We start from the raw sequence: 21183 nt of genomic DNA on the forward strand, positions 1-21183 counted from the left end.
TGACATACAAGGTTCGACAGGACGGAAGGGAAGGTCAGCGGCCCTTGCGCAGGTCGTTGAAGAGGTGGCGGAGGATCAGGAGACAGCCGGTGGCGCAGCATGCAGCGATGGCGAGCGCGATCGAGGCGAACGCGAGGCCGATGGACGCGACGCAGACGGCGCCGCCGATCGCCAACCACTCACCCGCGCTGCGCCCTTGGCGGTGCTGGTGCTGGCAGGCCTGCGGGGCGGGCTGCTGCTGCGCCGCCTTGGCCAGCTCGACGGCGGCGAGCGCGATCTGTACGGCTGCCGTGTTCACCGCAGCCTCGCGGGCGGCGGCCTCGGCTTTGTCCAGCGGGGTCGGATCGCTCATGCCGTCCGCCCCCGGACGCGGCGGACGAGGTGCGGCCAGAGCAGGACGCCGGCGGCGAAGGCGAGCACTGGGGGCTGCGAGACGACTGCGGCCACGACCGCCAGGACGAGGGCGAGCAGCGCCGGGTAGGCGACGAGGAGACCGAGGACGGCCCCGAAGATCAGGCGCGTCATGAGCGCACTCCCGTCAGCTCGTCGCGGATGCGCTGCGCACGGCCCTGGCCGATCGAGTACGTCTCCTTCAGGCGCCGTACCCCGGGTACCTCGCCGGGGAAGTCCGTACGTACCTGGGGGATGAGCGGGTCCGGGTACGGGGCGTCCTCGTCGGCCGGTTCGGTGGGGTTGCCGTCCGCGTCGGCGTAGTCGCCGGGTACCTGCCAGTCGAGGTGTACCTGAGCGTCGGGTACGGGGTACTCGTGCGTGGGGACGGGCTCGGGTACGGGTACCTCGATGACCGGCTCGGGGACGACCGGGGCGGCCTCGGGGCGGGCGACGATCGGCAGCAGGCGGACGCCCGGAGGTACGGGCTCGGGTACGGCAGGTACCCGTACCTCGATCGCCGGGTACGCCTCGGGTGCGGGCGGCGCCTGCTCGGGTACGGGGACCCGCTCGACGGCTGCCGCGTACTCGGCGACGGGCTCGGCGGGTGCGTCGTGCTCGTCGCGGGCGAGAGCGTGGGTACGCCACAGCGCGACCGGTACGAGGACCGAGACGACCGTGACGAGTTCGAGGCTCACCCGTACGACCCCGGCTTCGAGGGCGTGAGCGGCGATCTGTGCGGCGCACATCAGGATGAGCGACAGGGCGACGTCGAACGCACGGAACCACTTCAGGGCGGCGATCACGTAGCAGTCGAGGGCGAGCGGCAGCATGACCGCGATCGGCTGCTGTGCTCCCAGTCGGCGGGCCAGCTCGTACTCGGCGATGGCGGTGTAGGCGAGGCCGGCCGCGGTCGAGGTGCGGCGGATCCATGTACGGGTGCTGTCGGTGGTCACGACTCGCCCACCTTCGGTTCGGCGGCGCGCACGACGAGGTGCGCGGAGAGGATGACGCCTTCGCGGTCGCGGCGCTCGTGTGCGACGAGGAGCGCGGCCATGAGGGCGGGAACGGGCGGGAGACGCCGGGGCGTACGGCATGCGGCGCGGATGGCGGCGTGCTCGGTCGGCCTGGCGATGCGGGAGCGGTTCACTGGCCACCTCCGCGCAGTCGGAGGGCTTCGGCGGCGAGCTGGTCGAGCTGGTCGGCGGCTCCCCGGAGACTCCGGGTGAGGGCCGGGATGTCGGCGGCGTCGAAGTCGGCGTGGAGGTCGAGGATGACGGCGACGACCGGGTGGGGCTCGGACTGGCTGGCCAGGTAGGGGGCGTGGGAGAGGTGGGCGGTGAGGTAGCTGACGCCGTCGAGGGCGGCGGTGATGGGGGCGCCGTTGTGGGTGAGGTCGGTGAAGTACTGCGCGCCGTCGTGCGGGTCAACACACCAGTCGGGGTCGGGGATGGGGACGATCCGCGTCTCCATGACGGTCACGTCGACCATGCGGGGCTCGGTGCTCACGGGCGCTCACCCCGGGCGCGGGTCTCGGCGCGGCTGAGCTGCTCGGCGCGGGTACGCGGGCCGTCGACCCACGGGAACGGGCGGATGGTGTCGGCGGCCTTGAACACGCGGATCGCGGCACCGCCCGGGGCGTCGGGCAGGGGGTAGACGCGCGCGCCGTCCACCGATGCGAGGAGGCGGGCGCCGTGGTGCTCGCACCCCTCGATGCCCGCGTTGGTCGCGTCGAGGACGGTGACGACGGCCGGGCCGTCGCACGGGGTGGGGTCGTCGGGGTGAGCGGCCGGGCAGCGGTCCGGCTCGTCGTCGAGGTCGCTGTCGGCGAGGCTGTCGTACGCGTCGGAGATGAACTGGTCGGCGTCTCCGCCGTACAGCGGGGCGGCGACGGGCTCGGCGCCGAGGGCGCGCAGCAGGATGCGGAGGGACTCGGTGAGGGCGCCGTGGGCCTGGGCGTAGGCGAAGATGTCGCCGCTGTCGACGGTGCCGTAGGCGTCGAGCATCTTCTGTCCGACGCGGATGGCGACGTCGAGGTCGCTGGGCTCGGGGACGTGGACGCCGGGCACGTAGGACGGGAACAGGTTGGGGACGGCGGCCCGTTCCTGCTGGCCCTTGGCGTAGTCCTGGCGGGCGAGCCGGTGCAGCTCGGCGACGCGGGTGTTCTCGCTCATCGGGAGCCGCCCGTCTGGCGGGCGCGGCGCAGGGCCTCGTCCATGTCGGGGTCGGAGTCACCGGGGCGGGGCGCGAGAGACGCGGTACGGAAGCCGGTGGCGGCGGGGGTGTAGTAGCCGGCGCCGGGCTCCATCTCGCGGTTGGCGAACGAGTAGTGGCCGGTGTCGGTGGGGGTCTCGGCGGTGTTCTTCTTCGTCCGGTAGTGCGCCATCACGGTGCGGCGGGCGAGGGCGGCGAGCCAGCCGTACATCTGCGCGTCGGTGGTGGCACGGCACTTGTGGAGGTCGAGCCAGGCACGGAAGAACGCGTCGGCGGTGAGGTCTTCGGCGAGGGCGTGGTTGCCGCCGCGGACCTCGTGCTGGACGAGGCGGGTGATGCGGGGCTGGAACTGGGCGTAGACGGCGGTGAAGCGCTCGTTGAGGTGCTCCGCCGGGGTGCCGCGGCGTGCCGCAGGCATGGCAAGATCGGCCATAGCCGGATCTCCTCCTGTGTAGGCAGGTAGGACTTCTCGGTCAGGCCCTTGGTCGGTGTTCCACCACCGACCTTGGGCCGTCTTCAGTTGTGGGGTGTAGCTACAGCCGCTTGTTCTTCAGGGCGTTGATGGCCCGGCTGATGCCGGCCCGGGTGACCCCGAGTTCGCGGGCTACTGCTGCTTGGCTGCCTAGTTCGGCTTCGCCGTCGATCAGGGCCTGGGCCCGTTCGTCGGTGGCCTCTTGGTACGCCTTCTGTGCGGCGTCTTGCTTCTGGACGGCTGCGTCATGGCGCTCTTTCCACGTAGTCACGTCCCTCCTAGTACCGGGACCGGTGGGCGCTCCGCAACTGTAACCATGGGTGGCGACACTCGTCAACACCCCTGGCGACATCATGTCGACCCCCGGCGGGCGGCCCGCCGGAACGCCTCATGGATCAGCCGCTGGGCCTCGCCCAGGTGCCGGGCGCAGATCTTCAGCTCGGCGTTCGGGTCGACCGCCTCACCCGTGCACTGCACGCCGCGACCAGACAGGACGCGGCACGTCACGATCCGCTCAGCCATCACGCCACCGCCCCATCAGGGGTACTCACAATCTGAGTACCCTTCTCGTCCTCGCGAGGCTGGTAGTACTGCAGCAGCAACAGGTCGGTCTCGCCCTTGTACTCGCAGCCGCACCACCGGCAGCGCACCGGCCCGTCCGGTAGGCGGGTCAGGACCGCGCCGCACACCGTGCCCTCGGCGTCCGTCACCGCCACGCACAGCCCGAGCCGCTGCCGCCGGGGCACTGGATCGCCGACGATGGACCGGAGTTCGGACTCCAGGCCGCGCACCTCGCGCGCCAGATCCCCGGCCGCCGGATAGTGCGCGACGATCCACTCCAGCTCCATCCCCAGCCACCGGCAGTCCGCTGCCAGCCCGGCCGGGGGCGGCGCGCCGTGGTCCGGCCAGCGCTCGCGCTGTACGTCGACGCGCCACGAGTGCACGACCTCGCCGACGTGATTGCTCTGCATCAGGTCGAGTACGTCCTCGTTGATCGGCGACCGGGGTCCGGCCGTGCGCGACGTCACCAGCTCGCCGAACCCGGAGCGCGGCGGCACCAGGAAGTCGACCAGCTCGTTGTCCAGGTCGGGCAGCTGCTCCAACCGCTCGGCCAGGCGCAAGGCGTCCCTCGTGCAGAGGTAGCCGGCCGCGATCGGGTCTTCGCACAGGCCGCAGTTGGCGGTCATGCTGCGAGTCCTTCCGTGTCGGGCCACTGGCATCCGTCGAGGCCGCGGCGGTGGTTGTCGGGGACGACGGCGAGGGGCCAGCCGAGGTGATGCAGGCCCATGGCGAGGAGGACGTACGCGTCGGCCCGGTCGTAGCGGCCGGGGCCGTCGCACTCGACGCCGTACCGGGTGCTTACGGCATCCCGTACGGCGCCCTTGGAGCCGGACCCCTTGCCCGTGGCGTACAGGGCTCGGCAGGACGGCGGTACGACCGCGTAGGGGATGCTGCGCCGCCAGCAGGCGTGTCGGACCATGACCCGCAGCCCGGCGAGATCCTCGTGCCGGTGGGCGACCCCACCGCCGAACGAGGGGCCTTCGATCACCACCAGGTCGGCGCCCGCGATGTGCTCGCTGACCTGCTCGATGATCCACGCCAGACGCGGGTGACCGCGCAGCCCGGCCCGGGGGCGGATGGCGTCGGTCCAGCCCTCGCCCGCCACCCCGGTACAGGTGAGGCTGACATCGAGGCCGACCACTTTCAGAACCGCGCGCTCCACTGGATCCCCCTTCATGCTGCGGCCATGACGTTGAGCCGGTTGAGAACCGTCGTGAACTGGTGGACGGCCTGGAGGTCCGAGACCTCGCCGGCGGTGCTGCCTTGCGGGACCCGGATCCCGTTCGCCCGGCAGAAGTTGAGCTGCTTCACGCTGGCCGGCTTGTCGCGCCACGGAGCCGACCGGGCGGCGAGCCAGCGGCTGCCCATCGTCCGGGCCTGCTGCTCCAGCCAGGCTTTCGCATCCGCGAGCGGCAGCGGGATGTCACGCTTCGGCCCGACGACACCGTTGTTGACGTCGAACCGGCGCAGCCAGTACGTCCGGTCGGCCGGGTTGCGGACCAGGAAGACGAACGCGGCATCCCCGACGGGGATGAACCACACCCCCGACTCCGTCTTCAGCCACCGGACCGAGGACCCGTGGAACAGATCGATCTCCTCGACCTGGACCCGCGAGAAGTCGATGACCCGCTTGGCCTTCTCCTCGGTCTCCCGCACCGCCTCGCGCAGCGTCTGGTCCTCGTCGGTCATGACGACCTCGCGGCCGGTCAGGTCGACGATCGAGGCCAGCTTGTGGCGGGTCGAGGCGCCCATCACGTCGAGGACCAGGGCGTCCGTCTTGCCCGTCTCGGGGGACAGGCGCAGTGCGCGGCCAGCCATCTGGCAGTACAGGCCCGCGGACTTCGTGGGCCGGGCGATGACGACGCATGACGTCCACGGCGCGTCGAAGCCTTCCGTCAAGACCATGCAGTTGGTGAGTACTTGCACGGCTCCGGCCTTGTACCGCTCCAGGACGGCGGCGCGGTCGTCCTTGGGCATGTCGCCCCAGACGGCGGCGGCCGGGATGCCTGCGGCGGTGAAGGCCTTGGCCATGGACTGCGCGGTCTCCACGGTCGGCGTGAAGACGACGCCGGGCCTGTCGCCAGCGTGCAGCCGGTACGCCTCCGCTACGACCTCCGCCGCGCCCGAGTCGTCCAGGGCCTGACCGAGCTGGCCTTCCTGCAGGTCACCGTTGCGGGTCTTCACGGAGTCCAGGTCGAGTCCCGGGACGGTGATGCGCTTGCCTCGGACGTCGCACAGGTAGCCGTCCTCGATCATCTCCAGGATGTCGAGGGTGAAGACGACCTCTTCCCAGACCTCGGCGAGTCCGCCGTCGGTGCGGGTCATGGTCGCGGTGAAGCCGGCCACCGGTACGCCGTCCCACGCGCCGAAGTGCCGGAGCACGTCCATGTAGGTGCGGGCGGCGGCGTGGTGGCACTCGTCGACGATGATCAGGCCGATGTCGCGGATCGCGTTGCGGCGCCGCTCGACGGCCAGGGTCTGGATGCTGGCGACGATGACGTCGACGTCCTGGTGCTCGTCGCGCTCGGCCTTGACGATGCCGACCCGGAGGTCAGGGCGGACGGCTCGGATCTTGTCGGCGGCCTGCTGGATCAACTCCTCGCGGTGGGCGATGACCAGCGCGCGCTGCCCGTCCAGCTCGTCGAGCATCTGGCCGATGAGGTTGGCGAAGACCACCGTCTTCCCGGCGCCGGTGGGGAGGACGACGGCGAGTCGGTTGTTCAGCCCGGTCCAGCCCGCGGTGAGCGCCTTGATGGCGTCGACCTGGTACGGCCTCGGGGTGAACGTTTCAGGCAGTTCGGACATGGCGGTCACCTCGGTTCGTCGCTGCGGGGTTCTGCGGGGATGTTGCGGGGTTCTCTGCGGGGATGTTGCAGCGAGCCAAAACCGGCTCTGAGCTGCGACTAAGCAGGCTTTGCGGGGTTCTGCGGAATGTTTTGGAGGTCTTCGCATATAGAGACCGAAGGTTTTTTGAGTGACGCACTACGCCGTGTGTTGCACATGGTGTGTGTGATGCGATCCCTATATGGGTGAGAGGGCGCCACTCCCCGCAATTCCCCGCAACCCCGTAAACGAGCAGGTCAGCGGCGGTTTTTGCGTTGCGGGTAAACCCCGCAGCTTGCGGGGTTCTGTGCACGGCGGTCACCGTTCGGCCCGCCCGGTGCCCTTGTCGACGTGCTGCTCGACGCGCCAGGTGTTCTGTTTCAGGTGGCTGTCGTAGACCAGGACGACCTTGAGGTCCTCGAAGTAGCGGCCTTGCCGCGCCTTCAGCCAGTGGCCCAGCTGCTTCCCGGACGGCAGGTCACCGTTGTGCAGCTGCGGCACGGTGTCCTTCAGGCCGAGCAGCGCCTTCGTGGTGACCGGCTCGGTGCCGATCTTCTGGTGCCAGTCCGTCAGGAATGCCGCCCACTCCTGGGCTTCGTCGTCCAGGGCCGCGCTGGCCTCGCCGCGGTCGGCGAGCCAGCCGGGCACCTTCAGGTAGTCGAGGATTCCGGCGATGACGGACGCCCACCGGGAGTAGTCGCCCATGCGGGTGTTGATGGTCTTGGCGCCGGCCGCGAGCCACCCGCGGACCATGGTGACGAGGGCGGCCACGATGGTGGACGCGTTGTCGCCCAGCCATTCGCGGAGGTCGCCGACGGTGAAGTTGTCGCGCTGGTCGGGGTTGGGACAGTCGGGGTCCAGGCGGACCCAGAGGGTGCGGCGCCCGTTGTCCCCACCGGTGCGGAGGTTGTTGCCGGTCAGGACCCACAGTCGGTCGTTCGGCATGGTCACGCTGCTGGTGCTTCCGAGCAGCCGGTCACTCCAGGTGGCGCTCGTGACCAGGGACGACAGGATGGGGCTCTTGATGATGTGCCCGTTGGGCAGGTTGTCCATGGCGATGACCGGGTCACCGCAGTCCCACATCTTCGCCGTGATGGCCTTGCGCAGCTCGGCGTCGTTCTCGGCCCAGGGGGTTTCGGCCAGCCCGTACAGCCGTCCGAACACGTCCTTCAGGAGGGTCTTGCCGGATGCCTGCGAGGTGCCCGTGATGACGACGAGCGGCGTGGGTCCTGGAACGTATGGGCGGATGATCGGGGACAGCAGCGCGCCCAGATACTGGGCCCGGTCGGAGTTGGCGACGAACGGGAAGTCGGCCAGCATCTGGTCCAGGACGATGTCCTTGGCCCGCTTGACGGCCTCCTCCGACACTTGCGGCTGAAGGCGCCGCAGAGGCACGCGCGGGTGCAGGTAGAGGCCGGTCGGCTTGTCGTAGCCCGGGGCCTGGATCAGGGTCCCGTTGGGCCTGACGACGGGTGAGGCAACGATTCCCCGCAACGGCAGTAGCGGCCAGTCCTTCCGGCCGAGGATCGTGCCGCACGTCTTCGGCATGACCAGCTCGCGGACTTCCTTGGTGCCCTCGGTGAGCGGGTCCTTGACGACCTGGTAGGTCGTGACGTGGTCGGCGAGGTAGGCCCGAAGGTTGTCGGTGGCCAGCTGCTTGACGAGCGGGTTGCCCTGGTCGTCCTCGTACACCCAGCACGGCCCGCTGGAGCGCTTGTACAGGCCGGGCAGTTGGTCGGCGTCCATGATGGCGAGCAGGCCGTCAATGGCGTCGGCCTCGTTCGTGATGTCCAACTCGGGCTTGCTGACGACGATGCGGAGGTCCGGTCCGTCGGCCATCTCGTGCTCGCTGGGCACGCTGTCCGGGTCGAGGGCGGATGATCCGTCGGTGAACGAGCCGGCCTGACTGGGTACGGAGTGCAGGCGCTGGCGCGGCGGCTCTGACCCGTAGCACTGGCGGCGCAGGTCAGCGGCGGCCAGCTTGAAGTTTCCGCCGTGATGCAGGTGCGCGTAGGCGGCGAACTTGGAGTACGGGGTCTCGGACTGGAAGTCGGTTCCGGTGCTGAAGACGTACAGCCGGTCCTTTTCCGTGGCATGGCCCGTGGTGGCGGACACCCCCCGGTCCTTGCCGGGGCGCCGCCAGTAGCGGGTGTGGCCGTGCTGATAGACGAACGTCCATCCCTCGGGCTGCAGGATGTCGGCCCAGTCGGTGCGGGCGTCGTAGTCCTCGCCGGGGCGCAGATCTCCGCCAGGGAGCGGGGGCAGGTCGCGCGGCGCGGTCTTCGGCGTCTCGGGCCTGGGCAGCGTGTCGAGCATGCGGAGGACCTGCCGCATCGCGTCGACGGTGTCGGCGTCCAGGGTGGGGATACTGCCCGGGCCGCCTGCGGTGCGGATGTACGGCCTGCCGGTGGGGTGCACGTTTCCGCCGGACGGCTCGACGAGCCCGTACCCGCCTTCACCCCGCGTCTCGATCTGCACGCGGACGATGCGTGCGCTGGGCTTTTCCCGGAGCCTCTGCCGTTCCTCGTCGGTGTACTCGTCTTCGCGGGCCAGGCGGGAGGCAAGCTTGGTGTTGCCGGGGACCGGCGCACCGTCGACGCGGACACGGACGTGGACGCCCTGGCCCTCGCCGCCGGGGCTCCGCGAGGCCCAGCCGTTGAGGACGGCCTGCCACGGCTCTCTGAGTCCGGAGGCCTCCATGATCTCGGTGGCCTCGTCGAGGAGACCGTCGCGGACGGCGTGGTCCTCGAACTCCCACATCTCGACGTTGCCGGAGACTGCGCCGTAGACGTTGGCGAGTCCGACCTCGCGGCCATCGCCGAACCACTGATCGTGTTCGGCGGTGGTGGAGCGCTGGACCTTGTACGCGGTCCAGCTGCGAAGGGCGGGAGCCTTGGTGCCGTCCGCTTTGATCGGGATGGGGCACAGCCCAGCGTCGTGCATCTCGCGGGCGGAAACCCGGAGGTCGGGGGCCGGGCCGGAAGGGTTGTTCACGAACGTATCCCTTGTGCTGGATCTGGTAGTGGTCCGTGAAGCCGGGGGCAGGCGGGGGGATGGCCTGCCCCCGGCGGTCTGTCAGCCGGAGCCGTCGGCCAGGGCGCCGAGAGGTCCGCGCCGGATCTGTTCGCGGATGACCTCGTCGGAGGGGATCGGCCCGTCGCGGAGGAACGCGTCGGCCATGGTCTCGCCGGTCTCGCGGGCGGTGCCGTCCTCGGCGATCCGCACGACGTTGATCCGGTCGGCGATCCCCGAGGCGACGGCCGCCTTCCGGAACGCGGGCATCGCGTTCGACATCAGTTCCTTGCCCCACGGCCCGTCGAGGGCGAGCAGCAGGGCAATCTGCCAGTTGCAGACGGGGACTTGATGGGTGCCGCCGTCGGCGCGGTGGTTGGTGAACTCGTCCACCCTCGGGACGGTGGCCGGCTCTTCGGCGGACTCGGCGATCTCCTCGTCGTGCAGCTGATGCCACTGCTCGGGGGTAGCGCCGGTGATCTCCAGGACTTCGTGGACGAAGAACCAGTCGCCGTCGCCGTCCTCAGGGTCGGCGAGCGCGGGGCGCAGGCTGCCGAGCCCCATGAAGCCCACGGTCTTGTGGACGTCGGGGATGTTGCGGCCCTGCCGCTCCGCGAGGTCACAGACGGAGAAGATGGTGCGGGCCTTGTATCGGGCGATGCGTCCGGCTGCACGGTCGCGGCGGATGCTGTTGCGGAAGTGCTTCGGGTCGACGCTCATGCGGTCGCCCCCGCCTTCTCCGCGCGGGCCTTAGAGAACATGCCCATGACCTGGTCCACGACGCCGCGCGGATCCTGGGAGCGGTCGATCTGGTCGAGGAGGATCGCCCAGATCTTGCGGCCGTCCTCGACCTCGTCGTTGTAGTAGTTCTCCCGGATGCGTTCGATGATCGGGTCCTCGGTGAAGTGGGCGTAGATGCCGAGGAACTGGCGCACCATGAGCGCGGTGGTCTGCCGGGGGTCGTACACGAGGTGGTGCCCGTCGTCGGCGAGACGGTGGGTGCAGAACGTGTCCGGGGCGAGTTCGGCCTGAGTCACGTGGAGCGGCTGCTTGCCGAGCCCGTCGGGCAGGGCGGCGAGCTGCTTGCACATGCCGTCGCGGAAGGTGTCGAAGCCGGCCTGCGTGGTGAGAGTGGTCATGCCTGCGCCCCCGTCTTCTCGGCGGTCATCTGCTGGCGCATGGCGCGCAGACCGTCGGTGAACTGGGTGAGGTCGCCGATCACCTTGTCGAGGCCGTCGGCGTCGAGGAGGACACCGTTCCCGCCGGAGTTGAAGGAGACGGTCGGTGTCGGGTCGACGAGGTTCTCGTCGGTTCCGAGCTGGGCGTAGAGCAGTTCGTTGGCGTAGCAGTCGAGCCCTTCGGGGACGGGCATCATCAGCTTGGCGCCGAGGTGTTCGGTGAGGACTTCGCCGTCGTCGTAGCGGTGGCTGGTGCACTCGGTGGTCTCGCACCACGGGTAGTGGCCGGGCTCGATGGTCTGCGGATTGCGCAGTTCGGCGATCATGGCCGCGGTGAACTTGGCGGCCAGCTCCGGGGTGTACCGGTGCGGGATGGCCTTCCGCATGGACTCGTCGACGGCGTCGGGCAGGGCCGCGATCAGCCTGTCGAGGCTGGGGGTGGCGAGGTCGGCTTCGACCTGGGCGCGCACGTCGGGGTGGAGCGCAGTGGGGGATGCACTGAGCGTCGGAGGCAGCGTCGCCGTTGACGCCGTGCCGCTGGGCTGTACCGTTCTCATTGAGACGTCTCTTTCCGGCGGCGGCACTGATGGGGTGGCTAGACCCCGGGTGCCGCCGTCTTGCTGGTTAGCGCTGGTTGGTGAGGGCGTTCTCGTCAGACGGCGTCGGGCGGCTAGGCCCGGCGTCGTCGCTGTCTTCCAGGCCGAGGAAGGCGAGGAGGTCGGTCCGCTTGGCGCGAAACTGACGGCCGACCCGCACGACGGGAATCGGCAGTGTCCCCTCGCGAGCGAGCTGGTACGTGGTCGTTCGGCCGATACCGCAGGCATGGCCCACGGTGGGCCAGATGTCGAACATGACCGGTAGCGCCAGAGCCTCGGTGACCGAGAGACCTTGCGCTCGGGCGACGGTGCTTGTGCTCATGGAATCCCCACTGCTTGCAGAGCGATCACGCCCCAGATGAGGTGCGTAACCTCCTTGAGATTCCCATCGAGAACCTCGTGTGGGTCACATCATGCATGCCGCCTAGTGACGACGCAAGCGTCATGCGGTTCCTGTGTTCAACCTGGACGAGGTTGTGACGCTTGGTGTCGTCGACTGCTGCGAGGTGTTGCCTGATGCTGCAAGCGGTCCTATCGTTCAACCTCATGGAGACTGACGACCCGCAGCCCCCCCACGATCCCGAGCGGGTCATTGGCCGCGAGATGCGACGGATTCGCGAGCGCATGGGGCTTACCCAGCTAGAAGTTGCTGAACGCATGCTAAAAAATGGCTTTCGGTTCCATCAGACACAGATCGCCAAGATGGAACGGGGCGAGCGCCCCATTCGAGTAAATGAATGGATCGCTATTGCAACAGCACTGGGGACGTCGGTGCAGGACATGTTGGCCTCAGAGATCGGCGCCCGCATCGGCGAATCGCCAGAGAAGCCGCTGAACCTTGCGGAGTTGGAGCGCGAGAGAGACGCAGTGCATCAGCGCCTCAGGGCGGCGGAGGACCAGCTTGCACGCGCCAGAGACCAAGCGACGGCAACCAGGTTGGCCCGAGACGTAGCAGAAGCTGCCGCGCGAGATGCCGAGATGCAGCTGGTTGAGGCGCAGGCTCATGTGAGTGAATTCGAGGCTGTGGCGGAGCACTTGGACAGGCGGATCTGGACTGCCCGTGGCCCTGAACGCCGCGTCCAAGAGGAGTCGGAGCTGGACTCGGTACTTGACGACGCGGAGCAGGCGATTGCGGCCCTCGACGGGATGGTTGCGATCTCAATTGGAAAACGTCTAGCCGCCGCTCGCAGACAGGCCAACTGGTCTGTTGAGCATGTATCCGCACTCTCGTCACTTACCCCAGACGTTGTGCGAGCTCTTGAGGAACCGGATTATTCTAGGTTGATGAAGGTCGGCCTTGCGGGTAATTCCAATCGACGTCGTGAAACTATGGAGCAGCGTCACGCCGGGATGGTGATCGGCATCAAGCGGTATGCCGAAGCGGTCAAACTTGACCCGGCTCCGCTGGTTCAGCAGTACGAGGCGGAGATGATGAGCAAGGAGGGATAGCCGATGCCCGCATCTCGCCGCGCCGGCGGCATCAGTAAACGCTGCGAGTGCCGCGGCCCGGACGGCAAGCTGCTCAGCAACGCGTGCCCGCAGCTGACGAAGAAGAACCACGGCGCCCATGCCGTCCGGCAGGAACTCCCGCCGACCGCCGAGGGCACCCGGCGTACCTTCCGCCGCACCGGCTACGCCAAGGTCACCGACGCGCAGAGCGACCTCTCGAAGCTCCAGGGGATTCTCGACCTGCCCGGCGACGACGAGGACGCTGCCCGCCGTGTCGGAGACCTGCTCCAGGACGTGATGCGCCGGCGCATCGACATCCCCGAGCCGGTCGAGGTATCCCGGAAGCTCGGCGTCGGCGTGCCACTGGACGGCAAGACGCTCGTCGGTGACTGGCTCGACCAGGTCATGGCCAAGAAGGCGACCCGCACCACCACGAACCACGGCTACGGGAGCCACATCCGCGTCCACCTCAAGCCCGCCATCGGGCACCTGCGCCTGGACCGGCTCGGCGTCGGCCACGTCCAGGACATGTTCGACGCGATCGACGACCGCAACGACCTGATCCGGGCTGAGAACGCCGCGCGCCGCGAGCAGGTCGCGCGCACCAAGAGAGGGAAGCCCGGGGCGCCGAAGGCTGCCGAGCGGGCGAAGCTCGCCGCCGAGCGGGCGAAGCTCGCCGAGATGCCGCCCTTCCGCCGGATCACCGGCCCGGCCACGAAGCAGGGGATCAGGCGCACGCTCCGCATGGCGCTGAACAAGGCGATCGCCGGGCAGCTCATCACCTTCAACGCCGCGCAGCACGTCGAGCTGGCGACGGCCGCCCGGCCGAAGGGCCTGCTGTGGACCGACGAGCGGGTCGCGCGCTGGAGGGAGACCGGTGCGAAGCCGTCCCCGGTGATGGTGTGGAATCCCGTCCAGCTCGGCGCGTTCCTCGACGAGGCCGAGGGCGACCGGCTGTACGCGTTCTTCCACCTGATCGCACATCACGGTCTGCGCCGCGGCGAGGGCGTGGGCCAGGACTGGGCGAACTTCAGCGCGGCGAGGAAGACGATCCTCGTGGCTACCGAGATCGTGGTCGACGGGTGGACGCCGATCGAGACGACTCCCAAGACGCAGGACTCCGCATCCACGGTGAAGATCGACGCGGGCACGGTCGCCGTCCTGGAGGAACACCGCGCCCGGCAGCGGGCCGAGCGCGACGCCTGGAACGCGCGGGCCGCCGCCGAGCGGAAGCAGGGCAAGGACACGGCGGACTGGGTGGACACGGGGAAGATGTTCACGACCGAGTCCGGCGAGTGGCTGCACCCGGACGTGGTGAGCAAGGCGTTCAAGCGGATCATGCTCGCGGCAGATCTGCCGCCCATCAACCTGCGCGACCTGAGGCACGGCGCGGCGGCTCTGGTGAAGGCCGGCGGCGGGGACATGAACGACGCGAAGGTGAAGCTGCGGCACTCGACCTACGTGCTCACCGTCGACACATACATGGAGCTGTTCGAGGAGTACGAGGACGAGCTGACGGAGAAGGCGGCAGCGTCCGTGCCGCGCGCCCGCCGGGCGCAGAGCGAGGCCCCGCCGTCAGGCGCTGACAACGGGCAGGGTCCGGCGTAGAGTTGAGGGGAACGAACGAGGCTCCGTCACCCCAGGTGGCGGGGCCTTTCTGCTGGCCCGCTGCTGGCCCGAACGCTCCGGAACTAGTCGACAGCTACCGGCATAGAACGACACGAGGACGAGTGAGGGACGGCACCGAAAGCCCCGTTGACCAGCATGTATCAACCGACCCCGGCATAGAGTGGCAGTCGCCGGAATTGGACGGTCTGAGTAGGCCACACACTTTTAATCCATTGGTTGTGGGTTCGAGTCCCACAGGGTCTACGGTGCGGGTGACGGGGGCAACCCCTCTGACCTGCTGCGCAGCGCCTGAGTCGACTTCGGTCGGGTCGGGCGCTGTGGCGTTTTCGGGCCCGTGCGTGAGCGATGCGTGAGCGGATGTGCCCGTGACGGCTGTCTGCCCGGCTAGCGCGGTGCCCAGGAACGGAGGTGGCGGGAGGAGCTAAGGCGGCCTCACCCTCTTCGGCCTCGTACTCCACCCCGTCCAGCACCTCCTCCAGCAGGGCGGTGGCCCGCTTCCACAGGTCCGGATCCGCCACGTACTTGTTGCCCTCCCCGGGCAGCGACAGCCGGTACCAGGCGGCCCGGATGCCGAGGTCGGCGTAGGCACGGCGGATGAGGTCGAGCGCGGCATGAGCCTCGTCCACGGCCTGCTCCAAGGTGCAGAAGATATGCGCGCCGTTGAGCTGGATGGCCCGTACGCGGGTGAGGCCTCCGAGCACACCGGACAGCTCTGAGCGGTACGGCCGCCCAACTCGGTCATCCTCAGTGGCAGTTCGCGATAACTGTGCGACCGGGAGCGGTAGATGAGAGCGTGGTGCGGACAGCGGCTGGGCCGCAGGACCGCCCCTTCGCTGCCCAACTCCATGGGCGGGAACATGTCCTCGCTGTAGTGACCCCAGTTCCCCGAGATCTCGTACAGCTCCCGTTTGCCGAGCACGGGCGAGGACACATGCCGATACCCTGCGGCCTGCTTGGCCTCACGGATGTACTCCTCCAGGGTGTGCCGTACGACGGCCTCGTCGGGCAGCGAGTACGGCAGCCCCGCGCCCATCAGCGGGTCGGTGTCGAACAGGTCTAGCGGTGGTTTGTTGACGGCGGGTCAGGGCGGCAGTAGGCCAGTAGCAGAGGAACGTTGCCTCGCCGCCTGGGAGCTGTGGTGACCCGCCGTGTGCCATGTCCGCCCGCTCCGGGCCCGCTGGAAGCCTACGCCGGACGCTTCGATGACCTGTTTTCCACGCTGGCACAGCGCCGCAGGTTCCGCGAGTACCTCGCGGGGCTGCTGCTGCCGCGAGACCGCAACAAGACGCTGACATGCCTGGCCGGCACCGAACCCGTCGTAGGTGCCCACCATGCTTCGGTGCAGCGGCTGCAGTTCTTCCTGTCCGAGTCGACGTGGGACCACGAGCAGGTCAACGCCCGCAGGGTGGCACTGCTGCTGGCCGATCCCGCGACCTCGCCGCACCCTGGCGGGGTGCTGGTGATCGACGACTCGGGAGACCGCAAGGACGGAAAAGCAACCGCGCACATCGGTCGGCAGTGGCTGGGCCGGCTGGGCAAGACCGACAACGGCATCGTCACCGTGACCACCTGCTGGGCCGACGAGAACCTCTACTACCCGCTGCACGCCGTGCCCTACAGCCCCGCCCATCACTTTCCCAAGGGCAAGCGCGACCCCGGTTTCCGCACGAAGCTGCAGATCGTGGCTGAACTGGCCCGCACAGCCAAGGCCGCCGGAGCGACCTTCCGAGCCGTGGCCGCCGACTGCGCCTACGGCGACCAGGACGGCTTCCGCAGACAACTCGCCTCGGCGGGACTGCCGTTCGTCATGGCCCTCAAGCCGAGCCACGGCACCTGGGCCTACGGCAAGGACGCCTACACCCCCGCCGACGCCGCCCGTGCCCTGACCTGGACGGACCCCGAGTACCCAGGCGACTGGACCGCCGTCGAGCGGACCTTCCACGACGGGCACACCGAGACCTGGTGGGCCGCCGACGCACACCTCGGATGGTGGGGACCCGACGGAAACGTCCGCCTGGTCGTGGCCACAGCGGACCCGGACACACTGCCCGCGCAGGCCACCTGGTACCTGGCCACCGACCTGCCCCGCCCCTACGGCCCCCGAGAGGCCGACAGCCCCGAACCCGCCGCCGACTTGCACGAAGTCGTACGGATCTACGGCATCCGACACTGGATCGAACAGAGCTACAAGCAGGTCAAGGACGAACTCGGGTGGGCCGACTTCCAGGTCCGTTCCGACACCGCGATCCGCCGCCACCAGACCCTGGTCACCTGCGCGTTCACGTTCTGCTGGGACACCTGGTTCGCCCGACCCCCAGAACGCGAGCCCGTCGTCGTCCCCACGGTCCCGCCGACCGCCGGAGCGGCTGAGAGGGGGCCCAAGCGAAACCCACCAGCCCCATCCAGCCAGCTGGCCCAAGGCGATCCGCGCCGTCCGCGCCTGGCTCGACCCCTGGACCACCCTCCAACGCTGCTGGCGAGCCTGGACCAACGCACCCCCGCCACCCGAACTCCAAGCCCTGATCAACGCCGTCGGCGCAGGCCACCCACTTGATCTCTACTCCCCGGTCTAACAAACCACCGCTAGCGCGTGAGGGTGCCGAGGACCTTCCCGAGCGTGATGGCCACGTCGAAGTCCCGATCCCATGTGAGTGCGACGAGGTCGTCGAACTCCGCCTCAGGGCGGAGCAGATTGAGGACGTCGGCTTCGAATACTGAGCCCGGTTCTGCGAGGGCGAGCGCCTCGTCGTGGAAGCAGCGGTACGTGTTGCGTGACCGGAACATGACCGAGTACCCACCGTCTACGAGCTCTCCCACGGAGACATCCCATTTCGCTTCAAGCGCCTGCAGTGTGCCGGCGACGCGGTCGGCGTTGAGCGGCTCGGTCAACAGATCCACTCCCACCGCTTCTCGGGCCGAATCCAACGGAAGCGTCTTGTCCCAGAGCACCGAGAGGTGGCGCTCGAAGCCGATGTCCTCGCGAACTGCTTTGTCGAACTCCAGGTAGTCGGTGTCCAGACTCGTACGCATCCAGCGGGCGATCCAGAGGATCGGGGCGTCGATCAGATTCGCCCGCAACGAGCGATTGCCTTCACCGTAGACAGATTCACGGATGCTCGTCAGCAGCTCTTCGCAGTGGTAGTCCTTGCAGAACCGGAACAAGTGAGCCGACCGCCGTGGCAGACCGTCCCAGCGCGAAGACTGAGGGAGGGGGAAATCAGCCAGAATCGTCTCCAGCTCGCGTTGGAGTCCCTGCTTGGCGGCCGACAACACGAGAGCGTCGTCGTTCTCGTCCCACCGCCCGGCGCCCTCATAGTCGAACTTTGCCTTGCACGAGGCATACACAACGGCTTGAGCACACGTATTGAACAGCTCCGTGCTCACCCGGTACGCAACCTCGCAGTGATAGTTGAGGTTGAATCGGTCGAGCTCTCCGTCGGCGACCCGCTCGAAGACATGCTTCGCCGACAGCACGTCTCTGGCGGCACGGCCGAGGATCCGCTCGACCTCGCCGGACGAGCTGTCGGCGGGCGCTTCGTTGGGGCGCAGATCATCGGAGATCTCCTCGATTGTCGAGTCGAGCCGCTGAAGGGTTACCCGAAGCATGCCGCGTACGGTGTCGATGCGGAGCCGCTGCGCCTCGTCTTGGAGCAGCATCTGTTCAATGATCAGGTCGAGGTCGGCCAGGAAGGGGTAGCGGTCGCGCACAAGCGCGTGTCGTCGCCCTCGGGCGTTCTGCTTCGTGAACATCTCGGTTATGACGAGGCCGAACGCAAAGATGTCCGCCGGCTTGCCGATACCGAGGGCGTTGTTCCTCACCATCTGCTCGGGAGCGAGGTAGTTCCGGTTCACTAAGAGGTCCCCGCGATTCGTGAGCGAGGAGTCCTTGAAATGCGCGATGCCGAAGTCGGCCAGGACGAGCCGGCGCGCATCAGGGTCGACGAGGACATTCTCAGGTTTGATGTCGCGATGCACTATGCCGTCGCCGTGCACGTACGCGAGCGCATCGCAGAGCTGGCGCGCGTAGTCGAGAAGCACGTCAGCATCGGTTTCGTCGTTGATCACGTTTCGCAGCGTCATCGGGTAGAAGTCCATGACGTAGTAGAAGAAGTTCGCGTCCTCTGAGCGCGCGTGGATACTCACGACGTTCGGGTGGCTCGATTTCTGCCCGTACTCGATCTCCTGCTTGAAACGCTTGTTGCGAGCGGAGTCCGCGTCGCGGTCCTTCTTAATCCGTTTGACTGCGAACACCTGACCGTCGGGCTTACGGCGGACCTTCCACACCACGGCTGATCCGCCCTCTCCCGGAGCTGAATCGCGCTCGTAAGTGACTCCGTCGATGATGAACGGTTCGTGCTTCGGCATGAACCCACCCTACTGACCTCCTCGGGGCGGTGACGTCGGCCAATTGCCGCCAGGACCAGAGCGTTCTCCGGCGGGGCGAGGAAGATGCCCGCCACGTCGCGGACCTTGGTCACGAACTGCGGGTCGGTCGACAGCTTCCAGGTCTCCACGATGTGCGGCTTGAGGCCGAACGCCCGCCAGATCCGCGAGACGGCCGACTGCGACATGCCCTCCGCCTCGGCCATCGAACGTGTCGACCAGTGCGAATCACCCGTCGGTGGCGCCTGGCCGCCTTCAGTCACTCTGTGGCAGGCGAATCGGTGGCTGCCGGACGCGACCGGGGGATCAGCTTCGCGGCCTTCTCTGCGATCTCACGGTCCAGCTCAGGGAGCAGGCTCGTGTACGTGTCCGAGGTCAGCGTGATGGTGGAGTGCCGCAGTGTCTCCTTCACCGTGTGGATGTCGCCGCCACCTCCGTGCGTTAGCGTCGCAGTGACGTGGCGTAGGTCCCGCAGGGTGATGGGTGGCAGGTTGGTCGTGGCGAGGATGCGGCGGAAGGTCTCGGAGACGGTCCCCGGGTGCAGCCAGGAGCCGTCCTCCTTGGTGAAGACCTTGCCCGTGTCCTGCCAGGCATCGCCCCACTGCGCGCGCTCCTTCTCCTGGCGGGCTTTGTGGTCGCGCAGTTCGGAGATGGTCGTGCTGTCGAGCGCGATCGTGTTCGCGCTGCCGTCCGTCTTCGGCTCCGACTCGTAGATGTCCCAGCCGTCCACCACGATCTCCTTGGCGGGAGTGATGAGGCCGACGTCGAGGTCGATCTCGTGCCAGTCCTGGCCGACCGCCTCGCCGCGCCGGAGGCCACGGGTGCCCATGAGGTGGAGTATCGCGTAAAGCCGGTCGCCCTCGGCTGCGTCGAGGAAGGCGCCGAACTGCTGTGGCGTCCACACCATGACCGGGCCGGGGATCTGACCGGTCTCTCGCCACCGCCGGACGCGTTCATCGGTCCACAGGAGGGGCTTCGGGCGCCTGCCGGACTCCAACTCGACGTGGGACGCCGGGTTGAAGGTGATCAGCTGCTGGGCGATCGCGGAGTTCAGGGCCGCGCGCAGAGTACGGCGGATTGCCTGACGGGTGGCCGGACCGGTGATCTTCCGGAACGGCTTCATCTCTGCCAGTTTGGCTCGTTCGGGCGCGAGTCGCCTCCGCTCCGCCCCCACAGGGCGACCAGGCATGCTCGGCTTGCATCGGGCGATCTGCTCGCGGCGGGCTTCGTTCTCGACCGCGATCACCTCGTTCTCGTCGGCTATCGCGTCGAACATCTCCACCAGGTGGCCGACGTTGAGCCGGTCGAGGCGTACGTGGCCGATGCGCGGCTTCAAGTGGACGCGGATGTGGGAGGCGTAGGCGTTGAGCGTGGTCTTGCGTCGCTTCTTCGCGGCGAACCACTGGTCCAGCCACTCGTCGACGGTGAGGTTGCCACGGAGGGCCAGGCCCGCCCTCAGACGGCGCCGAGTCTCCTCGATGGCTGGGAGCGGGGCCTTCTCGACCGCGACCTTCTCCAGCATGTCGACGAGGCGCTGGAGGCTGTCGGGGTCGTCCTTCTCTGCCAGCGCCAGCAGGGAACGGACGTGGTCGAGGTCCGTCTGCGCGGCCTTGAGGGACTCGTAGCCGGCGCGGCTGAAGGAGCGGCGGGCGCCGTCTTCGGTCGGCGGGAGTTCCTGGCGTATCGAGTACGAGCCGTGCTTGCGGCTGGAGAGGTTGGGGCAGTTCTTGCCGAGCGGCTTGCCAGTCTCGGGGGCACGGCAGTAGCAGCGGCGGTGGGTGGAGCCCTTCAAAGGCGTTCCTCCGGGGTGGTGTTGGGGCTGGGTTCGGGTGGGTCGACGTCGCCCAGGGCGGGTGGCAGGTGGGGTGGGGTGGCGCCTTCGTCGCGGATGTCGCGGCGGAGGTAGCGGAGGTTGTACTTGGCGGAGACGGCCTCGTCGGCGTACTTGGTCCGCTTGCGCTCGGCTTCTTCCTGCTGGGTGCGGTTGGTCGCCGTCTTGACTGCGAACCGCGCCCGTTCTTCCTCTTCGAGGGCGGCCAGTGCGGTGCGTACGAGGCTGGCGTGCGCTTCGAAGTCGGGGACCAGCCCCGCGTCGTACAAGGGCATGTCCTCGTCGCCGGTGAAGCGCCGCAGGGCGTCCCAGGTGGGCACGAGGCCCTGGAAGGGGAGCTCCTGGGTCCTCTCGACGTAGCCGACCGGGAAGATCAGGCAGACCGGGTACGTCTCCAGGGCGGCGGCCAGGACCATGACGTCCACCAGGGGAAGGCTGGCCCGGCGGCCGGACTCCATGTTGGCGATGACGTTGCGAGGGATGGGATGCCCGAGCTGCTCGCACGCGTCGGCCAAGTCCTGCGCGCTCCATCCCATCTCCTTTCTTCTGCGCCGGACTTCGCCGGCGACGTTGGCCTTGATCCGGTCCGCCCACTCCGGGACGTCGTCCTCATCAGCATCCACACTGTGTTGTGTCATGGAGACA

The 21183-nt window shown here is 68.4% G+C and carries 23 protein-coding genes and 2 pseudogenes; 3 read left to right on the forward strand and 22 right to left on the reverse strand.

What is annotated here, in order from left to right:
* Positions 1 to 34: 34 nt before the first annotated feature.
* The 17 genes from PV734_RS12865 to PV734_RS12945 form a co-directional block, all read right to left on the reverse strand.
* The gene (locus tag PV734_RS12865) at positions 35 to 352 is read right to left on the reverse strand and encodes a hypothetical protein (RefSeq protein WP_319289528.1); all 318 of its coding nucleotides are present in this window, start codon (positions 350 to 352) and stop codon (positions 35 to 37) included.
* On the reverse strand, positions 349 to 525 hold the full coding sequence (locus tag PV734_RS12870; protein WP_319289529.1) for a hypothetical protein: 177 nt from the start codon (positions 523 to 525) through the stop codon (positions 349 to 351). The genes PV734_RS12865 and PV734_RS12870 overlap by 4 nt, the downstream gene beginning before the upstream one ends.
* The gene (locus tag PV734_RS12875) at positions 522 to 1346 is read right to left on the reverse strand and encodes a hypothetical protein (RefSeq protein ID WP_319289530.1); all 825 of its coding nucleotides are present in this window, start codon (positions 1344 to 1346) and stop codon (positions 522 to 524) included. Before PV734_RS12875 ends, PV734_RS12870 begins: the two co-directional genes overlap by 4 nt.
* The gene (locus tag PV734_RS12880) at positions 1343 to 1540 is read right to left on the reverse strand and encodes a hypothetical protein (RefSeq protein WP_319289531.1); all 198 of its coding nucleotides are present in this window, start codon (positions 1538 to 1540) and stop codon (positions 1343 to 1345) included. The genes PV734_RS12875 and PV734_RS12880 overlap by 4 nt, the downstream gene beginning before the upstream one ends.
* Positions 1537 to 1899: a DUF6907 domain-containing protein gene (locus tag PV734_RS12885; RefSeq protein WP_319289532.1), complete on the reverse strand. Its 363-nt coding sequence runs from the start codon at positions 1897 to 1899 to the stop codon at positions 1537 to 1539. The genes PV734_RS12880 and PV734_RS12885 overlap by 4 nt, the downstream gene beginning before the upstream one ends.
* Complete coding sequence (locus PV734_RS12890) at positions 1896 to 2564, reverse strand: hypothetical protein (protein WP_319289533.1); 669 nt, start codon at positions 2562 to 2564, stop codon at positions 1896 to 1898. The genes PV734_RS12885 and PV734_RS12890 overlap by 4 nt, the downstream gene beginning before the upstream one ends.
* On the reverse strand, positions 2561 to 3037 hold the full coding sequence (locus PV734_RS12895) for an RNA polymerase sigma factor (RefSeq protein WP_319289534.1): 477 nt from the start codon (positions 3035 to 3037) through the stop codon (positions 2561 to 2563). Before PV734_RS12895 ends, PV734_RS12890 begins: the two co-directional genes overlap by 4 nt.
* A 100-nt stretch (positions 3038 to 3137) precedes the next feature.
* Positions 3138 to 3347 carry a LysR family transcriptional regulator gene (locus PV734_RS12900; RefSeq protein WP_319289535.1) on the reverse strand — a complete coding sequence of 70 codons (210 nt, stop codon included), beginning with the start codon at positions 3345 to 3347 and terminating at the stop codon, positions 3138 to 3140.
* Between the two features lie 80 nt (positions 3348 to 3427).
* A complete protein-coding gene (locus tag PV734_RS12905) occupies positions 3428 to 3598 on the reverse strand; it encodes a hypothetical protein (RefSeq protein WP_319289536.1) in 171 nt (56 codons plus the stop codon).
* A complete protein-coding gene (locus PV734_RS12910; RefSeq protein ID WP_319289537.1) occupies positions 3598 to 4263 on the reverse strand; it encodes a hypothetical protein in 666 nt (221 codons plus the stop codon). The genes PV734_RS12905 and PV734_RS12910 overlap by 1 nt, the downstream gene beginning before the upstream one ends.
* On the reverse strand, positions 4260 to 4799 hold the full coding sequence (locus tag PV734_RS12915) for a hypothetical protein (protein ID WP_319289538.1): 540 nt from the start codon (positions 4797 to 4799) through the stop codon (positions 4260 to 4262). The genes PV734_RS12910 and PV734_RS12915 overlap by 4 nt, the downstream gene beginning before the upstream one ends.
* Before the next feature lie 11 nt (positions 4800 to 4810).
* Positions 4811 to 6442 (reverse strand): DEAD/DEAH box helicase, encoded by a 1632-nt coding sequence (locus PV734_RS12920; protein WP_319289539.1) that lies wholly within the window; start codon positions 6440 to 6442, stop codon positions 4811 to 4813.
* A gap of 336 nt (positions 6443 to 6778) precedes the next feature.
* Positions 6779 to 9454 (reverse strand): hypothetical protein, encoded by a 2676-nt coding sequence (locus PV734_RS12925; RefSeq protein WP_319289540.1) that lies wholly within the window; start codon positions 9452 to 9454, stop codon positions 6779 to 6781.
* 81 nt (positions 9455 to 9535) lie between these two features.
* Positions 9536 to 10192 carry a hypothetical protein gene (locus PV734_RS12930; RefSeq protein WP_319289541.1) on the reverse strand — a complete coding sequence of 219 codons (657 nt, stop codon included), beginning with the start codon at positions 10190 to 10192 and terminating at the stop codon, positions 9536 to 9538.
* Complete coding sequence (locus PV734_RS12935) at positions 10189 to 10611, reverse strand: hypothetical protein (protein WP_319289542.1); 423 nt, start codon at positions 10609 to 10611, stop codon at positions 10189 to 10191. Before PV734_RS12935 ends, PV734_RS12930 begins: the two co-directional genes overlap by 4 nt.
* The gene (locus PV734_RS12940; protein WP_319289543.1) at positions 10608 to 11207 is read right to left on the reverse strand and encodes a DUF6907 domain-containing protein; all 600 of its coding nucleotides are present in this window, start codon (positions 11205 to 11207) and stop codon (positions 10608 to 10610) included. Before PV734_RS12940 ends, PV734_RS12935 begins: the two co-directional genes overlap by 4 nt.
* Positions 11208 to 11274: 67 nt before the next feature.
* Positions 11275 to 11568, reverse strand: coding sequence for a helix-turn-helix domain-containing protein (locus tag PV734_RS12945; RefSeq protein ID WP_319289544.1), 294 nt, complete (start codon positions 11566 to 11568; stop codon positions 11275 to 11277).
* Between the two features lie 224 nt (positions 11569 to 11792).
* On the opposite strand from PV734_RS12945, the gene PV734_RS12950 reads away from it, so the two are divergent.
* Together PV734_RS12950 and PV734_RS12955 are read left to right on the forward strand one after the other, a co-directional pair.
* Positions 11793 to 12695 (forward strand): helix-turn-helix transcriptional regulator, encoded by a 903-nt coding sequence (locus PV734_RS12950; RefSeq protein WP_319289545.1) that lies wholly within the window; start codon positions 11793 to 11795, stop codon positions 12693 to 12695.
* Positions 12696 to 12698: 3 nt separating this feature from the next.
* Positions 12699 to 14303 carry a site-specific integrase gene (locus tag PV734_RS12955; protein ID WP_319289546.1) on the forward strand — a complete coding sequence of 535 codons (1605 nt, stop codon included), beginning with the start codon at positions 12699 to 12701 and terminating at the stop codon, positions 14301 to 14303.
* A 422-nt stretch (positions 14304 to 14725) separates the two neighbouring features.
* On the opposite strand, the pseudogene PV734_RS12960 reads toward PV734_RS12955, so the two are convergent.
* A pseudogene (locus tag PV734_RS12960) lies at positions 14726 to 15357 on the reverse strand (aminoacyl--tRNA ligase-related protein); the annotation flags it as partial.
* 105 nt (positions 15358 to 15462) lie between these two features.
* Between PV734_RS12960 and PV734_RS12965 the strand changes: the two are divergent.
* Positions 15463 to 16878: an IS701 family transposase gene (locus PV734_RS12965; protein ID WP_317879531.1), complete on the forward strand. Its 1416-nt coding sequence runs from the start codon at positions 15463 to 15465 to the stop codon at positions 16876 to 16878.
* A 29-nt stretch (positions 16879 to 16907) separates the two neighbouring features.
* Here PV734_RS12965 and PV734_RS12970 read toward each other — a convergent pair whose 3' ends face one another.
* From PV734_RS12970 to PV734_RS12985, 4 genes and pseudogenes are all read right to left on the reverse strand, one after another.
* On the reverse strand, positions 16908 to 18689 hold the full coding sequence (locus PV734_RS12970) for a serine/threonine-protein kinase (RefSeq protein WP_317879530.1): 1782 nt from the start codon (positions 18687 to 18689) through the stop codon (positions 16908 to 16910).
* A gap of 50 nt (positions 18690 to 18739) precedes the next feature.
* Positions 18740 to 18937: pseudogene (locus PV734_RS12975) on the reverse strand (IS630 family transposase); the annotation flags it as partial.
* Positions 18938 to 18966: 29 nt separating this feature from the next.
* Positions 18967 to 20499 (reverse strand): site-specific integrase, encoded by a 1533-nt coding sequence (gene xerC, locus PV734_RS12980; protein WP_319289547.1) that lies wholly within the window; start codon positions 20497 to 20499, stop codon positions 18967 to 18969.
* Complete coding sequence (locus PV734_RS12985; RefSeq protein ID WP_319289548.1) at positions 20496 to 21176, reverse strand: helix-turn-helix transcriptional regulator; 681 nt, start codon at positions 21174 to 21176, stop codon at positions 20496 to 20498. The genes xerC and PV734_RS12985 overlap by 4 nt, the downstream gene beginning before the upstream one ends.
* Positions 21177 to 21183 lie beyond the last annotated feature (7 nt).

It is taken from the genome of Streptomyces sp. AK08-02, assembly GCF_033795085.1.
Classification (GTDB): domain Bacteria; phylum Actinomycetota; class Actinomycetes; order Streptomycetales; family Streptomycetaceae; genus Streptomyces; species Streptomyces echiniscabiei.

Excerpts from the sequence above, each read along its gene's own strand:
- PV734_RS12910 (WP_319289537.1), bottom strand. The coding sequence starts at position 4,263 with ATGACCGCCAACTGCGGCCTGTGCGAAGACCCGATCGCGGCCGGCTAC.
- PV734_RS12930 (WP_319289541.1), bottom strand. The coding sequence starts at position 10,192 with ATGAGCGTCGACCCGAAGCACTTCCGCAACAGCATCCGCCGCGACCGT.
- PV734_RS12870 (WP_319289529.1), bottom strand. The coding sequence starts at position 525 with ATGACGCGCCTGATCTTCGGGGCCGTCCTCGGTCTCCTCGTCGCCTAC.
- PV734_RS12970 (WP_317879530.1), bottom strand. The coding sequence starts at position 18,689 with ATGCCGAAGCACGAACCGTTCATCATCGACGGAGTCACTTACGAGCGC.
- PV734_RS12940 (WP_319289543.1), bottom strand. The coding sequence starts at position 11,207 with ATGAGAACGGTACAGCCCAGCGGCACGGCGTCAACGGCGACGCTGCCT.
- PV734_RS12985 (WP_319289548.1), bottom strand. The coding sequence starts at position 21,176 with ATGACACAACACAGTGTGGATGCTGATGAGGACGACGTCCCGGAGTGG.
- PV734_RS12890 (WP_319289533.1), bottom strand. The coding sequence starts at position 2,564 with ATGAGCGAGAACACCCGCGTCGCCGAGCTGCACCGGCTCGCCCGCCAG.
- PV734_RS12920 (WP_319289539.1), bottom strand. The coding sequence starts at position 6,442 with ATGTCCGAACTGCCTGAAACGTTCACCCCGAGGCCGTACCAGGTCGAC.
- PV734_RS12935 (WP_319289542.1), bottom strand. The coding sequence starts at position 10,611 with ATGACCACTCTCACCACGCAGGCCGGCTTCGACACCTTCCGCGACGGC.
- PV734_RS12945 (WP_319289544.1), bottom strand. The coding sequence starts at position 11,568 with ATGAGCACAAGCACCGTCGCCCGAGCGCAAGGTCTCTCGGTCACCGAG.
- PV734_RS12905 (WP_319289536.1), bottom strand. The coding sequence starts at position 3,598 with ATGGCTGAGCGGATCGTGACGTGCCGCGTCCTGTCTGGTCGCGGCGTG.
- PV734_RS12950 (WP_319289545.1), top strand. The coding sequence starts at position 11,793 with ATGGAGACTGACGACCCGCAGCCCCCCCACGATCCCGAGCGGGTCATT.
- PV734_RS12895 (WP_319289534.1), bottom strand. The coding sequence starts at position 3,037 with ATGGCCGATCTTGCCATGCCTGCGGCACGCCGCGGCACCCCGGCGGAG.
- PV734_RS12865 (WP_319289528.1), bottom strand. The coding sequence starts at position 352 with ATGAGCGATCCGACCCCGCTGGACAAAGCCGAGGCCGCCGCCCGCGAG.
- PV734_RS12955 (WP_319289546.1), top strand. The coding sequence starts at position 12,699 with ATGCCCGCATCTCGCCGCGCCGGCGGCATCAGTAAACGCTGCGAGTGC.